The organism is Falsiroseomonas algicola (genome assembly GCF_011040385.1).
Taxonomy (GTDB): Bacteria; Pseudomonadota; Alphaproteobacteria; order Acetobacterales; family Acetobacteraceae; genus Falsiroseomonas; species Falsiroseomonas algicola.
Map to the genome: position 1 here is coordinate 362,057 of NZ_JAAIKB010000006.1, position 13,348 is coordinate 375,404.

Below are 13,348 nucleotides of genomic sequence, written 5' to 3' on the forward strand. Positions count from 1 at the left end.
CCGCCCGGCACGCCGATCCAGTGGTCCACAGGCGTCACGCAGGGGGCTCCCCATCAGGAGCCCCCCTTCTAGCCCAGCCTCACGCCGCGCGAATGGCCCCGAGGAAGTGGTCCACCTTGCCCCGCAGCCCTTCCGCCTGCCGTGCCAGCTCCGCCGAGGCGCCGCGCACCTCCGCCGCCGCGCTGCCCGTGCGTTCCGCATCGGCGCTGACGCCGGCGGCGTGCTCGGAGGCCTGGCGCGTCCCCGACGCCGCCCGCGCCACCGCCTGGCCGATCTCCTGCGTCGCGGCGGCCTGCTGCGCCGCCGTCTCCGCCACCTGGGCGGTCGCGGTGTTCAGCGTCTCGATGGTGCGGGCGATGGCCTGCACCACCTCCACCGTCCGGCCGGTCTCGGCCTGCATCGCCGCGATCTGCGCGCCGATCTCCTCCGTCGCCTTCGCCGTCTGCGCCGCCAGCGTCTTCACCTCGCTGGCCACCACCGCGAAACCCTTCCCCGCCTCGCCCGCCCGCGCCGCCTCGATCGTCGCATTCAGCGCCAGCAGGTTGGTCTGCCCGGCGATGTCGCCGATCAGCTTCACCACATCGCCGATGCGCGACGCGGCGTCCGACAGGCCGCGCACCGTCGCATCCGTCCGCTCCGCCGCTTCCGTCGCCTGGCGCGCCGCCGCGGCGCTGGCATCGATCTGGCGCACCACCTCCCCGATCGAGGCCGAAAGCTCCTCCGTCGCCGCCGCCACGCTGCCGACATTGGCGCTGGCCATGGCGGTGCTGTCCGCGACGGCCGCAGCGCGCGCCGACCCGTCCCGCGCCGTCGTCGCCATGCCCGTCGCCGTCGCATCCAGCTCCGTCGCGGCGGAAGCCACGGTCTTCAGCGCATCGGCCGTCTCCGCCTCGAACTGCCGCAGCAGCGCATCGACGCGCGCCGCCCGGGCCGCCCGCGCCTCGCGCTCCGCCGCCTGCGCGGCTTCCAGCGCGTTGCGCTCGGCGGAGGCCGCGCGCAGCTGGTCCACCGCCTGCGCCACCTCCCCCAGCTCGTCCCGCCGCGCGCTGCCCGGCACCACCAGCGTCAGCTCGCCGCCGCCGATCCGCCGCACCACGCGCGCCAGGTCAGCCAGCGGGGAGACCAGATGCCGCATCAGCACCACCAGCGCGCCGCCCATCACCAGCAGCGTCGCCAGCGCCATGCCACCGATGATCGCCAGGTCCTGCCAGCCCTGCGCCACCATCGCCTCGCCCTTGGCGATCGCCTCCTCCAGCGCCGCGTCGCGCACGCCGACCATCTGCGTCAGCGCGCCGGTGGAGAAGCGGCGATGCGCCGTGGGATCGTTCGGCCAGGCTTCCGTGCCGCCGGCCAGGCGCAGCGCGCCGATGCGCACCAGGTTGCGGAAGCCGGGCTCGCCGCTCGCCAGGTAGCCCTGCCGGATGGAGCTGTCATAGGCCCGCGTCAGCGGCGCGGAGCCCACCGCCTCCACCAGCCGTTCCAGCGTCGCCAGGATCTCCTCGACCCGCCCGGTCAGCTGCTGCGCCGTCACCAGCGCCTCCGGCGTGATGGTGCCGCCGCCGACCCAGCCATTCAGCAGCAGGCCGCGCCGGCCGGCGATGTCGCGCAGCTGCCCGCCCTGCATCGCCGTCTCCAGCAGCGGCGCCAGCGCCGGCGCCAGGCGCGACAGCTCGCGCGCCGCCTCCCGCGCCATGCCGCTCAGCCGGTTGCCATGGTCGTTGCGCACCTGCGCCAGCTCCCGCGCCACGGCGCTGTCGCGCGCGGCCGGCGGCTGGGATGCCGCCGCCAGCGCGCGTTCCGTCAGCGCCGTCATCGCCCGCAGCGCGTCGCGCGGCGCCGCCGGATCGAGCCCCGCCGCCCGCGCATTCGCCTCCGCCGATCCGAGCAGCCGCTGCATCTCCGCCTGCCCCGCGCGGAGATCCGCGACGTCGGGCTGCGCCACCACCATCGCCGTGCTGATGCGCGCGGATTGCAGCGCGAAGGCGGTCTGCCCGCGCAGCACCTCATCGATCAGGCGGGTCGCGCTCACGACGCGCTCGGTCTGCCGCACCTCCCGCCAGGCTTCCTTCGCCTGCCAGGCCAGCGCGACCAGCCCGGGCAGGGCGACCAGGGTGAAACACAAAAGCAGCCATTGGCGAACGCGCATCACACCCTGTCCCTTGCCGTCCTGGTCGTCACGCCGCGCGGATGGCGCCGAGGAAATGGTCCACACGCCCGCGCAGCCCTTCCGCCTGCCGCGCCAGCTCTGCCGAGGCGCCGCGCACCTCCGCCGCCGACTGGCCGGTCTGCTCCGCGCCCTCGCTCACGCCCTCGGCGTGGCGGGACGCTTCCTGCGTGCCCTGCGCCGCCGCCGCCGCGGCGCGCCCGATCTCCTGCGTCGCCTCCGCCTGCTGCGACGCCGCCTCCGCCACCTGCGCCGTGTTCCGGTTCAGCGCCTCGATCGTCCCCGCGATGGCCCGCACCACCTCGACCGTCCGCCCGGTCTCCGCCTGCATCGCCGCGATCTGCGCGCCGATCTCCTCCGTCGCCTTCGCCGTCTGCGCCGCCAGCGCCTTCACTTCCGACGCGACGACCGCGAAGCCCTTGCCCGCCTCGCCAGCCCGCGCCGCCTCGATCGTCGCATTCAGCGCCAGCAGATTCGTCTGCCCCGCGATGTCGCCGATCAGCCGCACCACGTCGCCGATGCGCGACGCGGCTTCCGACAGCCCGCGCACCGTCACATCGGTCCGCTCCGCCGCCTCCGTCGCCTGCTGCGCGGTCCGCGTGCTCGCCTCCACCTGGCGCAGCACCTCCCCGATCGAGGCCGAGAGTTCCTCCGTCGCCGCGGCCACGCTGCCCACGCTGGCACTCGCCTCGGCCGAGGACCGCGCCACCGCGCCCGCGCGCTGCGTGCCATCCGCGGCGGTCGAGGCCATGCTCGTCGCCGTCGCATCCAGCTCCGTCGCCGCGGCGGCGACCGCCCGCAGCACATCCGCCGTCTCGGCCTCGAACTCCCGCAGCAGCGCATCGACGCGCTGCGCGCGGTCCAGCCGCGCCGCCTGTTCCTGCTTCTGCGCCGCTTCCAGCGCCTCCCGCTCCAGCGACGCCAGCCGCAGCTGATCGACGGCCCGCGCCATCTCGCCAAGCTCGTCCGGCCGTTCCCGCGCCGGCACCGCCAGCGTCAGCTCACCCTCGCCGATCCGCCGCACCGTGCCGGTCAGCTGGCCGAGCGGCGCCACCATGCCCCGCAGCAGCATCACCAGCGCCGCCGCCATCAGCGCCGCCGTCAGCACCATCCCCGCGACGGAGACGCCCAGCTGGAAGCGCGCCGAGGCGTCAGCCGCCGCCGCGCGCTCCAGCGCCTCGTCCAGCGCCGCGTCGCGCATGTCGAGCAGCCGCGCCAGCGTCCGGATCGTATAGGCGCTGAAGGCCGCCGTATCCTGCGGCCAGGGCGTATTCGCCGTCGCCGGCTGCAGCCGCGCGCGCGCCACGCGCAGGAAGCTACGCCAATAGGGATCGGCCTCCTGCCCCAGCAGCCGCTTCTGCTCCTCCAGCGCGCGGGTCAGCCGCGGCGCGCCGGAGGCCTCCACCAGCCGCTCGATATTGGCCACCGACTCCGCGACGCGGCCGCTCAGCTCCACCAGCCCTTCCAGCGCTTCCGGCTGGATCGGCGCGCCGCCGACCCAGGGCGAGACACCCAGCGCGCGCCGCCCCGCCACTTCCCGCAGCGTCATCGCGTGCAGCGCAACCTCGATGAAGGGCGCGACATCCGGGGCGGTGGTGGTGACGATGCGCGCCGCCTCCCCCCCGATCGCATTCAGCCGCGTGCTGAGATCGGCGCGCCGCGCCAGCACCTCCTGCAGCAAGGCGGGATCGCGCGCCGGCACGGGCTGCGCCGATGCCGCCGTCACCCGGCGCATCAGCTCCTCCAGCGCCGTCGTCGCCTCCCGCACCACTGTCGCGTCGGTGCCGGCCGCCGCCATGCTGCGCGTCGCCGCCGCCAGGCGCTCCATCGCCGCCTCATGCGTCTGCCGCATCCCCGCCAGGTCCGGGGTGGGCGCGCGCAGCGCCACGGTCAGGTTGCCGGTCTGCACCGCGAAGGCGGATTGCGCCCGGCCGATGTCGCTGAACACCTGCGTCGCCCGGGTCGCGCGTTCCGCCCGCGCGGAATCCCGCCAGGCATCGCTGGCGAACCAGGCAGAGAGCGCCAGCCCCGGCGCCGCGATGGCGATAAAGCCGAGGAGGAAACGTGACTGGATACGCATCAGGAATCCCACATCGATCGACCGCGGCAGGATAGCCCCGCCACCCTTGCCCGCGGCTTAATCCGGCGGCTCACGCCGCGCGGATGGCGCCGAGGAAATGGTCCACCCGCCCGCGCAGCCCTTCCGCCTGCCGCGCCAGCTCCGCCGAGGCGCCGCGCACCTCCGCCGCCGACTGGCCGGTCTGCTCCGCGCCCTCGCTCACGCCCTCGGCGTGGCGGGACGCTTCCTGCGTGCCCTGCGCCGCCGCCGCCGCGGCGCGCCCGATCTCCTGCGTCGCCTCCGCCTGCTGCGACGCCGCCTCCGCCACCTGCGCCGTGTTCCGGTTCAGCGCCTCGATCGTCCCCGCGATGGCCCGCACCACCTCGACCGTCCGCCCGGTCTCCGCCTGCATCGCCGCGATCTGCGCGCCGATCTCCTCCGTCGCCTTCGCCGTCTGCGCCGCCAGCGCCTTCACTTCCGACGCGACGACCGCGAAGCCCTTGCCCGCCTCGCCAGCCCGCGCCGCCTCGATCGTCGCATTCAGCGCCAGCAGATTCGTCTGCCCCGCGATGTCGCCGATCAGCCGCACCACGTCGCCGATGCGCGACGCGGCTTCCGACAGCCCGCGCACCGTCACATCGGTCCGCTCCGCCGCCTCCGTCGCCTGCTGCGCGGTCCGCGTGCTCGCCTCCACCTGGCGCAGCACCTCCCCGATCGAGGCCGAGAGTTCCTCCGTCGCCGCGGCCACGCTGCCCACGCTCGAACTCGCCTCGGCCGAGGACCGCGCCACCGCGCCCGCGCGCTGCGTGCCATCCGCCGCCGTCGCCGCCATGCTGCTCGCCGTCGCGTCCAGCTGCGTCGCCGCCGCCGCCACCGTGCGCAGCACGCCGGCCGTCTCCTGCTCGAAATCGTGCAGCAGCGCGTCCACCCGCCGCGCGCGCTCCAGCTGCGCCGCCTGTTCCTGCTTCCGCGCCGCCTCCAGCGCCTCCCGCTCCAGCGACGCCAGCCGCAGCTGATCGACGGCCCGCGCCATCTCGCCAAGCTCGTCCGTCCGTTCCCGCGCCGGCACCGCCAGCGTCAGCTCACCCTCGCCGATCCGTCGCACCGTGCCGGTCAGCTGCCCGATCGGCAGCACCACGCGGCGCAGCAGCAGCACCAGCGCCGCGCCCAGCAGCAGCGCGATCGTCACCGCCGCGACCAGCGCGATGCCAAGGTCCCGGCGCGCTTCCGCCGCCGCGCCCTCGCCGAAGTCCCGCGCCTCCTCCAGCGCCGCATCGCGCAGCGCCACCTGCGCCGTCAGCGCCGCCGGCGCGAAGGCGCGGTACTGCGCCAGGTCCATCGACCAGCCCGTGCCCGCCGTGCCGACGCGCCCGACCGCCTCCTCCAGCACCCGCCGCCACGTCACTTCCGACCCATTGATGAATCCCTGGCGCTGCGCCTCCAGCGCCTGCATCAGCCGCGGCGTGCCGATGGCGCGCGCCAGGCGTTCCGCGCTGGCGAACGCCTCCTTGATGCCGCCGCTGAGTTCCATCGCGTTGCGCAGCACCGCCGGCTGCACCATCTGGCCGCCCACCCAGCCCGTCATCGGCAGGGATCGCTGGCCGCTCAGGTCGCGCAGCGACGCCACATGCATCGCGACCTCCAGCCGCATCGCCAGCGCGGGCTGGGAGATCGCGAGTTCCCGCCCGATGGCCAGCGCCAGCTGCGTCATCCCCGCGCCGAGTTCCGCCCGTGCCGCCGGCAGGTCCCGCAGCAGCGCGCCGTCGCGCTGCGGCAGGGGAATGCGCCCCGTCTCCGTCGCCCGCCGCCGGAAATCCTCCATCCGCCGCTGCGTCGCCCGCAGCGCCGCGGGGTCGAAGCCCGCCGCCGTCACGCTGGCGATGGCACGGTCCAGCAGCCCGCTCATCTCCGCATGCCCGCGGTCGAGATCCGCGAAATCCGGCTGCGCCGCCAGCGCCACCGCGCTGACCCGCCCGGCCTGCGTGCCGTAGACCGATGACGCGCGCAGCACGTCGCTGATCGCGGCCGTCGCGCGCAGCCCGCGCTCCGCCACCGAGACCTCCCGCCACCCCTGGACCGCGAACCACAGCGCCAGCAGCAACCCCGGTAGTGCCACCAGGCCGAAGCCGAGCAGGAAGGCGTGGCGGATGCGCATCTTGGGTCCTCGTGACCGTGACAGGTCGCGGAGGATTACCCGTGTTACATGACCAGCCCGCTAACGGACCGCCTCATCGGCCCGCCGGCAACGCCCCGAAACCGCCGGTGATTTGGCCGACGCGGCCCCCGGGTCTATTGGACCCCCGTCTCGACCGGATGACGGATTGCCATGACCTCTCCTGCCCCCATCGCCCTGTTCGACATGAAGGCCCAGCAGGCCCTGATCCGGGCGGAGATCGACCGCCGCCTGGCCTCCGTGCTCGACAGCGGCCGCTTCATCAACGGGCCGGAGGTGCAGGAACTCGAACAGAAGCTCGCGGCCTTCGCGGGCTGCGCCCATGCCGTCGGCGTCTCCTCCGGCACCGATGCGCTGCAGATCGCCATGATGGGCGCCGGCATCGGCCGCGGCGACGCCGTCTTCCTGCCCGCCTTCACCTATACCGCGACGGCCGAAGTGCCCCTCGTGCTCGGCGCCACGCCGATCTTCGTCGATGTCCACCCCGGCACCTTCAACATCGACATCGACGACCTGAAGCGCCGCATCGCGCTGGTGGAAAGCCAGGGCCGGCTGCGCCCCGCCGCCATCGTGGGTGTGGACCTCTTCGGCCTGCCCGCCGACTGGCCGGCGATCGAGGCGCTCTGCGCGGAGAAGGGCATGTTCGCCCTCGACGACGCCGCCCAGGCCTTCGGCGCCGCGCTCCACGGCAAGCGCCTCGGCCGCTGGGGCCATGCCGCGGCGCTCAGCTTCTATCCCACCAAGACGCTCGGCTGCTATGGCGATGGCGGCGCGCTGCTGACCGATGACGCGGACCGCGCCGAACTCTGGCGCAGCCTGCGGACGCATGGCGAGGGCAAGACCCGCTACGAGGTCGAGCGCACCGGCATGAACGGGCGGCTCGACACCATGCAGGCCGCCATCCTGCTGCCGAAGCTCGGCCTGCTGGAGGCCGAGCTCGCCTCCCGCGCCCGCATCGCCGCTGCCTACAACCAGGGCCTGGCCGGCAAGGTTCAGACGCCCGTGACGACGGAAGGCGCCGACCACGCCTGGGGCCTCTACTCCATCCTGGTGGAGGACGAGGCCGCCCGCGCCCGCGTCCAGGACGCCTGCAAGGCCGCCGGCGTGCCGACCGCGATCTACTACCCGAAGTCGCTGCACCGGCAGCCCGCCTACGCGGCCGCCCATGCCGGCGCCATCAGCAACGCCCCCGAACTGCCGGTGGCGGAGATGCTCTGCCGCCGCATCATGTCGCTCCCCATGCACCCCTACCTGACCGAGGAGGAGGTCGCGCGGGTCGTCGCGGCCGTAGCCGGCGCGGTCTGACGCCAACGCCCGAACGTGTTGATTTGCGGCCGGCAAGGCCGGCCGAGGCCGCGACGGGTGCCCATGCGCGTTGCTGCGCAACGTGCATGGGGTCCCGGAATGCGGCCCGCCGCCTGTGCGGCGAAGCCAAGCCGGCGGAGCCGGCGCCCGGCGCCTGAGGGCAGGAAGATCATACCAACGAGTCGCTGCAAGCGGCCGTTGGTCTGAACCTTCCCAGCCTCAAAATCTTTATTGAGGCTTGAACCGGCGGCATCGGTTGCTGTTGCATGACGGGACCATCAGACGCGGAGGCCACGCATGCGCCGCAGGTCCCTGATTGCCGCCGCCGGCGCGGCGAGCCTGGCCCGGATCACCCCGGCCCGGGCGGATGAGCCGGTGGACGTCGCCCTCGTCCTCGCCGTCGATGTCAGCCGCTCCATCGACGAGGACGAAGCCCGGCTGCAACGCGAAGGCTACCGCAGCGCCGTCTCCGACCCGAAGGTGGTGGAAGCCATCCGCGGCGGCATGCTCGGCTCCATCGCCCTCTGCTACATCGAATGGGCCGGCATCGAATACCAGCGCACCGTCATCCCCTGGACGCGCATCGCCGCCCAACCCGATGCCGATGGCTGGGCCGCCACGCTGGAACGCGCACCGCGCGCCTCCCTGTCCTGGACCTCCGTCTCCGGCGCCATCGAGGCATCGCGCCGCGCGCTCGGCGAATGCCCGCATGAGGCGACGCGCAAGGTCATCGACGTCTCCGGCGACGGCGTGAACAACAGCGGCCCGCCCGCCGAACTCGCCCGCGACCGCGCCGTGGCCGACGGCATCACCATCAACGGCCTGCCCATCCTGAACGACCGCCCGACCTTCGGCCGCGCGCCCCCCGTGCCCCTCGACATCTACTACCGGGACAGCGTCATCGGCGGCCAGGGCGCCTTCATGATCGCGGCGGAGGATTTTGAATCCTTCGGCAACGCGGTGCGACGGAAGCTGATCCGGGAGATCGCGGGAGTCAACGGGCCGACAACGACCTACGCGTGACTCCCGGGGAAGGCCTTGCCTTCCCCGGACCCCATCCACCAGGCCCGAGACGGGCCTGGACCGTCGTCAATCAGCGTTCGATCTCTTCGAGACTCAGGCCGAAGGCGGCGACGCCCTCGCTCAGCAGGTCGCCGAGATTGTCGATGCCGAGCAGATAATCGGCGGCATCGCGGCCGTCATTCCGCTCCGCGGCCAGGCCCACGGCCTCGTCCCACTCACCCGCTTCGTAGTCGCCGCGGCCCACCCAGCACAGCGCGATCAGCGCCGCCTGCTCGTCATCGTTGAGCTCCGTGATGTAGGCGCGAAGCGTGTCCTCCGTGACATCGTCGGGACCCGCCTCCTCCGTGTCATCGCCGCCATCATCGGCGGCCGCGCCCAGCTCCGCCTCCTCGTCGCCCTGCACAGCCCGGGCCTGGTCCACGATCGTGGCCACCTTCTCCAGGCTGATACCCAGGTCGATCTCGTCGTCGGATGCTGCCGCCATGGGTATCCCCCCTCTCTGCCTGCGCGCCCATTACAAAGCAGCAGGCCGTCACAGTTCCAGACGGGGCACGAAAAAATCGCCCGGCAACGCCGGCACCTTCCGCAGCGTTGAGCACGCCGAAGGGAGACGCCACCATGCGCGCCTGGCCCATCGCTGCCCTCTGCCTGCTGCTGGCCAGCCCCGTCGGCGCCGATGCGCTGCCCGAGGTCGCCCCGGAAGTCGCCCAGATGCGCGGCCCCGGCTTCGGCTGCGCCGCCCCCTTCCTGCTGCATGCCTCGGAGGCCGCGCGCCGGGACGTCCTCGCCGAGGACCCGCCGCCCCTCCGCCGCGCCATGCTCACCTGCCTCGCGGCCCCCGGCGCGCGCAAGCGTCCGCTGCACCATACCTGATCGGTGAGCGCCCGAGCTGCGGGCCATGCCGCCCCGCGGCCGGCATGGCGCAAGCGACCGGGGAGGGAGACCGGCACGCGTCACATCCCGTACAGAATGCTGCCAGGGCAGGCGGCTAGGGCGAGGACGTTGAAGACCACCACCGCAACGGCCGTGCCTACCGCAGCGCTCACGGCCGGCTCCTTGAAGCGAGCCCGGGCCTCCGGACTTGCGAAGGTGGCGAAACGCGCCCGGTAGTTGAAGACGTGATACAGGAAGACCGGCAGCGTCATCTTCGGCTTGGCGAACCTCCAGATCACGATCGACGCGGCGAACAGCAGCGCGAAAGACACCGCGATCATGGTCCAGCTGTCATGGACGTAAAATCGGCAGAACTCATCCATGTCGCTGCTCCCCGTTCCGTGCGCGCGGAAAGGCAATCGGCGTAAGCCAGCAGCCGCTGCTCCGGCGCCGATGAGGTTGGGGGCCGACCGCGGCTACGGCACCCTTGCCTTATGCGGGCAAACCTGAGGGCGCGTTGCGCGACCTGCCATTCCGCACACGATCAACGACGCACCCGGCGGCGATCGACGATTGTCGCGCTCGACCGGCCTTGTCGCTACCCGTTCACCCAATCCGGCGCCATGCCGGGGTTCACATAGCGCCGGTCCTTCGGCAGCGCCGCAATCGCCGCCAGGTCCGCCGCATCCAGCCTGACATCCAGCGCCGCCAGGTTCTCCGCCTGGCGCGCCTTGCTCGCCGCCTTGGGCACGGCCGAGACGCCCGGCATCGCCATCAGCCAGGCCAGCGCCACCTGCGCCGCCGTGACGCCATGCTTGCGCCCGATGCCCTGCAGCACGGGGTCGGAGGGCGCGTTGCCCTTGCCCAGCGGCGAATAGCTGGTCAGCACCATCCCCGCCTCCGCGCAGATGTGCCGCAGCACGGACTGGTCCAGCAGCGCGTGGTGTTCCACCTGCAGGCAGGCGAGCCCCACCCCCTCATCGATCGCGCGCCGCAGCAGCTTCGGCGGGAAGTTCGAGACGCCGATCGCCTTCGCGCGTCCCTCGGCGCGCAGCGCCGCCAGCGTCTTCAGCGCGTCGGGCAGATCGAGCTCCGGCGACGGCCAATGGATCAGGAAGAGATCGACATAAGGCGTCGCCAGGCGCTTCAGGCTGGCATCGAAGGCCCGCCGGATCGCGTCGCCCTTCGGCTTGTCGTTCCAGACCTTCGTCGTCAGGAAGATGTCGCCCCGCGCCACGCCGGACCGCGCGATGCCGGCGCCGACCGCCTCCTCGTTCCCGTACATCTCGGCCGTGTCGATGTGCCGGTAGCCCATGCCGAGGGCGGAGATCACGGCCTGCGTGCACTCCTCCCCCTTCATCGGCCAGGTGCCGAGGCCGAGGCGCGGCATGCGCAGATGCGCCGTCTCCAGGATTTGCATCGGTTCCGCTCCTACCGCTTGGACAGGTCGACCACGCCGCAGAGCCCGGCTTCCGTCCCGAAGGCGAGATGCGTGCCCGCCGCGTTCCAGGCGAGCGTCGACACCGCGCTGCCCTGGGGCGGCGCCACCGGCACCACCTTGCCGCTGGCCACTTCCGCCATCAGCACCAGCCCATCCCCGAAGCCGGCCGCGACGACCTCGTGCTGCGGATGGAAGGCGACGGCGCTGCACAGCACCTCGTCGCCGCCGGCGAGTTCCGTCGGCGCCTTGCCCATCGGCCCGCCACCGAAGAAAGGCCAGAGCACCACGCTCTCCGCCCCGCTCGTCGCCAGCCAGCGGCCGCGGCCGGAGAAATGGATGCTGCGCGTCTTCCCGGGATAGCCGGACATGCGCATGTGCTGGCCGTCCGCCAGCCGCCAGCCATGCAGCGCCGGCTCCTGCATCGCGGTCACCACATGCGTGCCATCCGGGCTGAACAGGATGGCGTGGTGGCTGCCCTTCCATTCCAGGACCTTGGGCTTGTCCTCCTTGGACCCCACGAACCAGAGGGACGCCCCGCCGTAATGGCTGGCCGCGATCCGCTTGCCCTTCGCGTCGATCGCGATGCCGCCGACCGTCGTCGGATGGGCCAGCGACTTCAGCGCCTGCCCCGCCCCATCCAGCACATGCACCACCTTGCCGACCGAGGCCGCGCGCACGCCGCCCTCATGCGCCGCGACTTGGTCGACCCATTTCGAGCCGTAGGACGCGACCTGCGTCACCGTGCCATCCGGCAGCACCTGCACCAGCCGCCCGTCATCGCCGCCGGAGAGCACGCCGGCCCGGCAATCGGCCACGGCCGAGAGCACGGCGCCGTCATGCGCCTCCACCCGCTGCCAGTCGCCGGCGGGCGCGGCCACGCCCATCACATGCACGGTCCCATCCGCCAGCGCGAAGGACAGGCTCCGCCCTTCCCGCCCGAACACCGCCGCCACCGCCCAGGCGCCAAGCTCCCGCGCCACGCCCCGGCTCGCCAGCAGGAAATCGGCTTCCGTCACTTCGGCCATCGCTCAGTCCCGATCATGCTGCCGCCCGCCTTCGTCGGGCGGGCGGCGCCTGTCAACCTCAGGCCGGCACCTGGCACGCCTCGAACCCGCGCCGCAGCTGCGGCCGGTTCAGGTTGCGGCCGATGAAGACGATCTTGGACTTGCGCTCGTCGCCATCCTTCACCGGGCCGATGTAGTCGCCATCGGCGATCATGTGCACGGCCTGGAAGGCGAAGCGGCGGTCGTCATTGGCGTAGTAGAGGATGCCCTTGGTCCGCAGCAGGTCCTGCCCCTTGGACTGCAGCAGCTCCCCGATCCAGACGTTGAACTTCTCCGCATCGATCGGGCGGGACACCTGGAAGGACATCGAGTTCACCTCGCTGTCATGCTCGTGATGGTCCTCACCCGAGAGGAACTCCGGCTCCCGCTCCAGGATCCGCGCCAGGTTGAAGGCGTCCCGCCCCACCACGCTCTCGATCGGCACGTCGGACTTGGTGCTGCGGCGGATCTCGGCATAGGGGTTGATGCCGCGGATCAGCTTCTCCACCGCCGCCGCCTCGGCCTCGTCCACCAGGTCCATCTTGTTCAGGACGATGATGTCGGCGAAGGCGATCTGTTCCTGCGCCTCGGCGCTGTCGGCCAGCCGCGCGGGCAGGTGCTTGGCATCCACCACGGTGACGATGGCGTCGAGCTTGGTGGCCCGCTTCACATCCTCATCCGCGAAGAAGGTCTGCGCCACGGGGGCGGGGTCGGCCAGGCCCGTCGTCTCCACGATGATGCCGTCGAACTTGCCACGGCGCTTCATCAGGCCGCCGATGATGCGGATCAGGTCGCCGCGCACCGTGCAGCAGATGCAGCCATTGTTCATCTCGAACACTTCCTCGTCCGCATCGACGACGAGGTCGTTGTCCACGCCGAGCTCCCCGAACTCGTTGATCACCACCGCATACTTCTTGCCGTGGTTCTCGCTCAGGATGCGGTTCAGCAGCGTGGTCTTGCCGGCGCCGAGGTAGCCGGTCAGCACGGTGACGGGGACGGGGGCGGTGGTGGTGGTGCTCATGGGATAGGGGCCTCTCGGGGCGGTCTGGCGGCGTTCGGGCGGTTATATGGGGATGCGGGGACGATTCCAGGTCTGACACCGCTGAGTCCCTGTCGTGACATGCGGCCGACACCGTCGGCCGAGGCCGCGAACGCGGCGAAGCCAAGCGGCCGGATGGCCGCGCCGGCGTCTGAGCGACTGTGTTGGTCGTCAAGCGGGTTTTGCGTCCCATGGCTTTCCGGTTCGGATGATGGCGTTGAGGATGGT

General features: G+C 72.5%; 11 protein-coding genes. 3 read left to right on the top strand and 8 right to left on the bottom strand.

The features are described from left to right. Positions 1 to 79: 79 nt before the first annotated feature. The 3 genes from G3576_RS17345 to G3576_RS17355 form a co-directional block, all read right to left on the bottom strand. On the bottom strand, positions 80 to 2,146 hold the full coding sequence (locus tag G3576_RS17345) for a methyl-accepting chemotaxis protein (RefSeq protein WP_164695680.1): 2,067 nt from the start codon (positions 2,144 to 2,146) through the stop codon (positions 80 to 82). A gap of 28 nt (positions 2,147 to 2,174) precedes the next feature. Then, positions 2,175 to 4,244 carry a methyl-accepting chemotaxis protein gene (locus G3576_RS32610; RefSeq protein ID WP_164695681.1) on the bottom strand — a complete coding sequence of 690 codons (2,070 nt, stop codon included), beginning with the start codon at positions 4,242 to 4,244 and terminating at the stop codon, positions 2,175 to 2,177. A 70-nt stretch (positions 4,245 to 4,314) separates the two neighbouring features. After that, positions 4,315 to 6,378, bottom strand: a complete 2,064-nt coding sequence (locus tag G3576_RS17355) for a methyl-accepting chemotaxis protein (RefSeq protein ID WP_164695682.1) — start codon at positions 6,376 to 6,378, stop codon at positions 4,315 to 4,317. A 171-nt stretch (positions 6,379 to 6,549) separates the two neighbouring features. Between G3576_RS17355 and G3576_RS17360 the strand changes: the two genes are divergently transcribed. Together G3576_RS17360 and G3576_RS17365 are read left to right on the top strand one after the other, a co-directional pair. After that, positions 6,550 to 7,701 (top strand): DegT/DnrJ/EryC1/StrS family aminotransferase, encoded by a 1,152-nt coding sequence (locus G3576_RS17360; protein ID WP_164695683.1) that lies wholly within the window; start codon positions 6,550 to 6,552, stop codon positions 7,699 to 7,701. Positions 7,702 to 7,998: 297 nt separating this feature from the next. Then, positions 7,999 to 8,724, top strand: coding sequence for a DUF1194 domain-containing protein (locus G3576_RS17365; RefSeq protein ID WP_164695684.1), 726 nt, complete (start codon positions 7,999 to 8,001; stop codon positions 8,722 to 8,724). Positions 8,725 to 8,794: 70 nt separating this feature from the next. On the opposite strand, the gene G3576_RS17370 is transcribed toward G3576_RS17365, so the two are convergent. Next, positions 8,795 to 9,208 (bottom strand): DUF3775 domain-containing protein, encoded by a 414-nt coding sequence (locus G3576_RS17370; protein ID WP_164695685.1) that lies wholly within the window; start codon positions 9,206 to 9,208, stop codon positions 8,795 to 8,797. A 134-nt stretch (positions 9,209 to 9,342) separates the two neighbouring features. On the opposite strand from G3576_RS17370, the gene G3576_RS17375 reads away from it, so the two are divergent. After that, positions 9,343 to 9,597, top strand: a complete 255-nt coding sequence (locus G3576_RS17375; protein WP_164695686.1) for a hypothetical protein — start codon at positions 9,343 to 9,345, stop codon at positions 9,595 to 9,597. 80 nt (positions 9,598 to 9,677) lie between these two features. Here G3576_RS17375 and G3576_RS17380 read toward each other — a convergent pair whose 3' ends face one another. From G3576_RS17380 to G3576_RS17395, 4 genes are all read right to left on the bottom strand, one after another. Next, positions 9,678 to 9,980 carry a hypothetical protein gene (locus tag G3576_RS17380; RefSeq protein WP_164695687.1) on the bottom strand — a complete coding sequence of 101 codons (303 nt, stop codon included), beginning with the start codon at positions 9,978 to 9,980 and terminating at the stop codon, positions 9,678 to 9,680. A gap of 215 nt (positions 9,981 to 10,195) precedes the next feature. After that, positions 10,196 to 11,017: an aldo/keto reductase gene (locus G3576_RS17385; protein WP_164695688.1), complete on the bottom strand. Its 822-nt coding sequence runs from the start codon at positions 11,015 to 11,017 to the stop codon at positions 10,196 to 10,198. Positions 11,018 to 11,028: 11 nt separating this feature from the next. Further along, the gene (locus G3576_RS17390) at positions 11,029 to 12,063 is read right to left on the bottom strand and encodes a WD40 repeat domain-containing protein (RefSeq protein WP_164695689.1); all 1,035 of its coding nucleotides are present in this window, start codon (positions 12,061 to 12,063) and stop codon (positions 11,029 to 11,031) included. 58 nt (positions 12,064 to 12,121) lie between these two features. Continuing rightward, positions 12,122 to 13,102 (bottom strand): CobW family GTP-binding protein, encoded by a 981-nt coding sequence (locus tag G3576_RS17395; protein WP_164695690.1) that lies wholly within the window; start codon positions 13,100 to 13,102, stop codon positions 12,122 to 12,124. Between the last annotated feature and the right edge of the window lie 246 nt (positions 13,103 to 13,348).

Coding starts and splice junctions, on each gene's coding strand:
- G3576_RS17380 (WP_164695687.1), bottom strand. CDS start 9,980: ATGGATGAGTTCTGCCGATTTTACGTCCATGACAGCTGGACCATGATC.
- G3576_RS17360 (WP_164695683.1), top strand. CDS start 6,550: ATGACCTCTCCTGCCCCCATCGCCCTGTTCGACATGAAGGCCCAGCAG.
- G3576_RS17375 (WP_164695686.1), top strand. CDS start 9,343: ATGCGCGCCTGGCCCATCGCTGCCCTCTGCCTGCTGCTGGCCAGCCCC.
- G3576_RS32610 (WP_164695681.1), bottom strand. CDS start 4,244: ATGCGTATCCAGTCACGTTTCCTCCTCGGCTTTATCGCCATCGCGGCG.
- G3576_RS17345 (WP_164695680.1), bottom strand. CDS start 2,146: ATGCGCGTTCGCCAATGGCTGCTTTTGTGTTTCACCCTGGTCGCCCTG.
- G3576_RS17395 (WP_164695690.1), bottom strand. CDS start 13,102: ATGAGCACCACCACCACCGCCCCCGTCCCCGTCACCGTGCTGACCGGC.
- G3576_RS17365 (WP_164695684.1), top strand. CDS start 7,999: ATGCGCCGCAGGTCCCTGATTGCCGCCGCCGGCGCGGCGAGCCTGGCC.
- G3576_RS17385 (WP_164695688.1), bottom strand. CDS start 11,017: ATGCAAATCCTGGAGACGGCGCATCTGCGCATGCCGCGCCTCGGCCTC.
- G3576_RS17370 (WP_164695685.1), bottom strand. CDS start 9,208: ATGGCGGCAGCATCCGACGACGAGATCGACCTGGGTATCAGCCTGGAG.
- G3576_RS17355 (WP_164695682.1), bottom strand. CDS start 6,378: ATGCGCATCCGCCACGCCTTCCTGCTCGGCTTCGGCCTGGTGGCACTA.
- G3576_RS17390 (WP_164695689.1), bottom strand. CDS start 12,063: ATGGCCGAAGTGACGGAAGCCGATTTCCTGCTGGCGAGCCGGGGCGTG.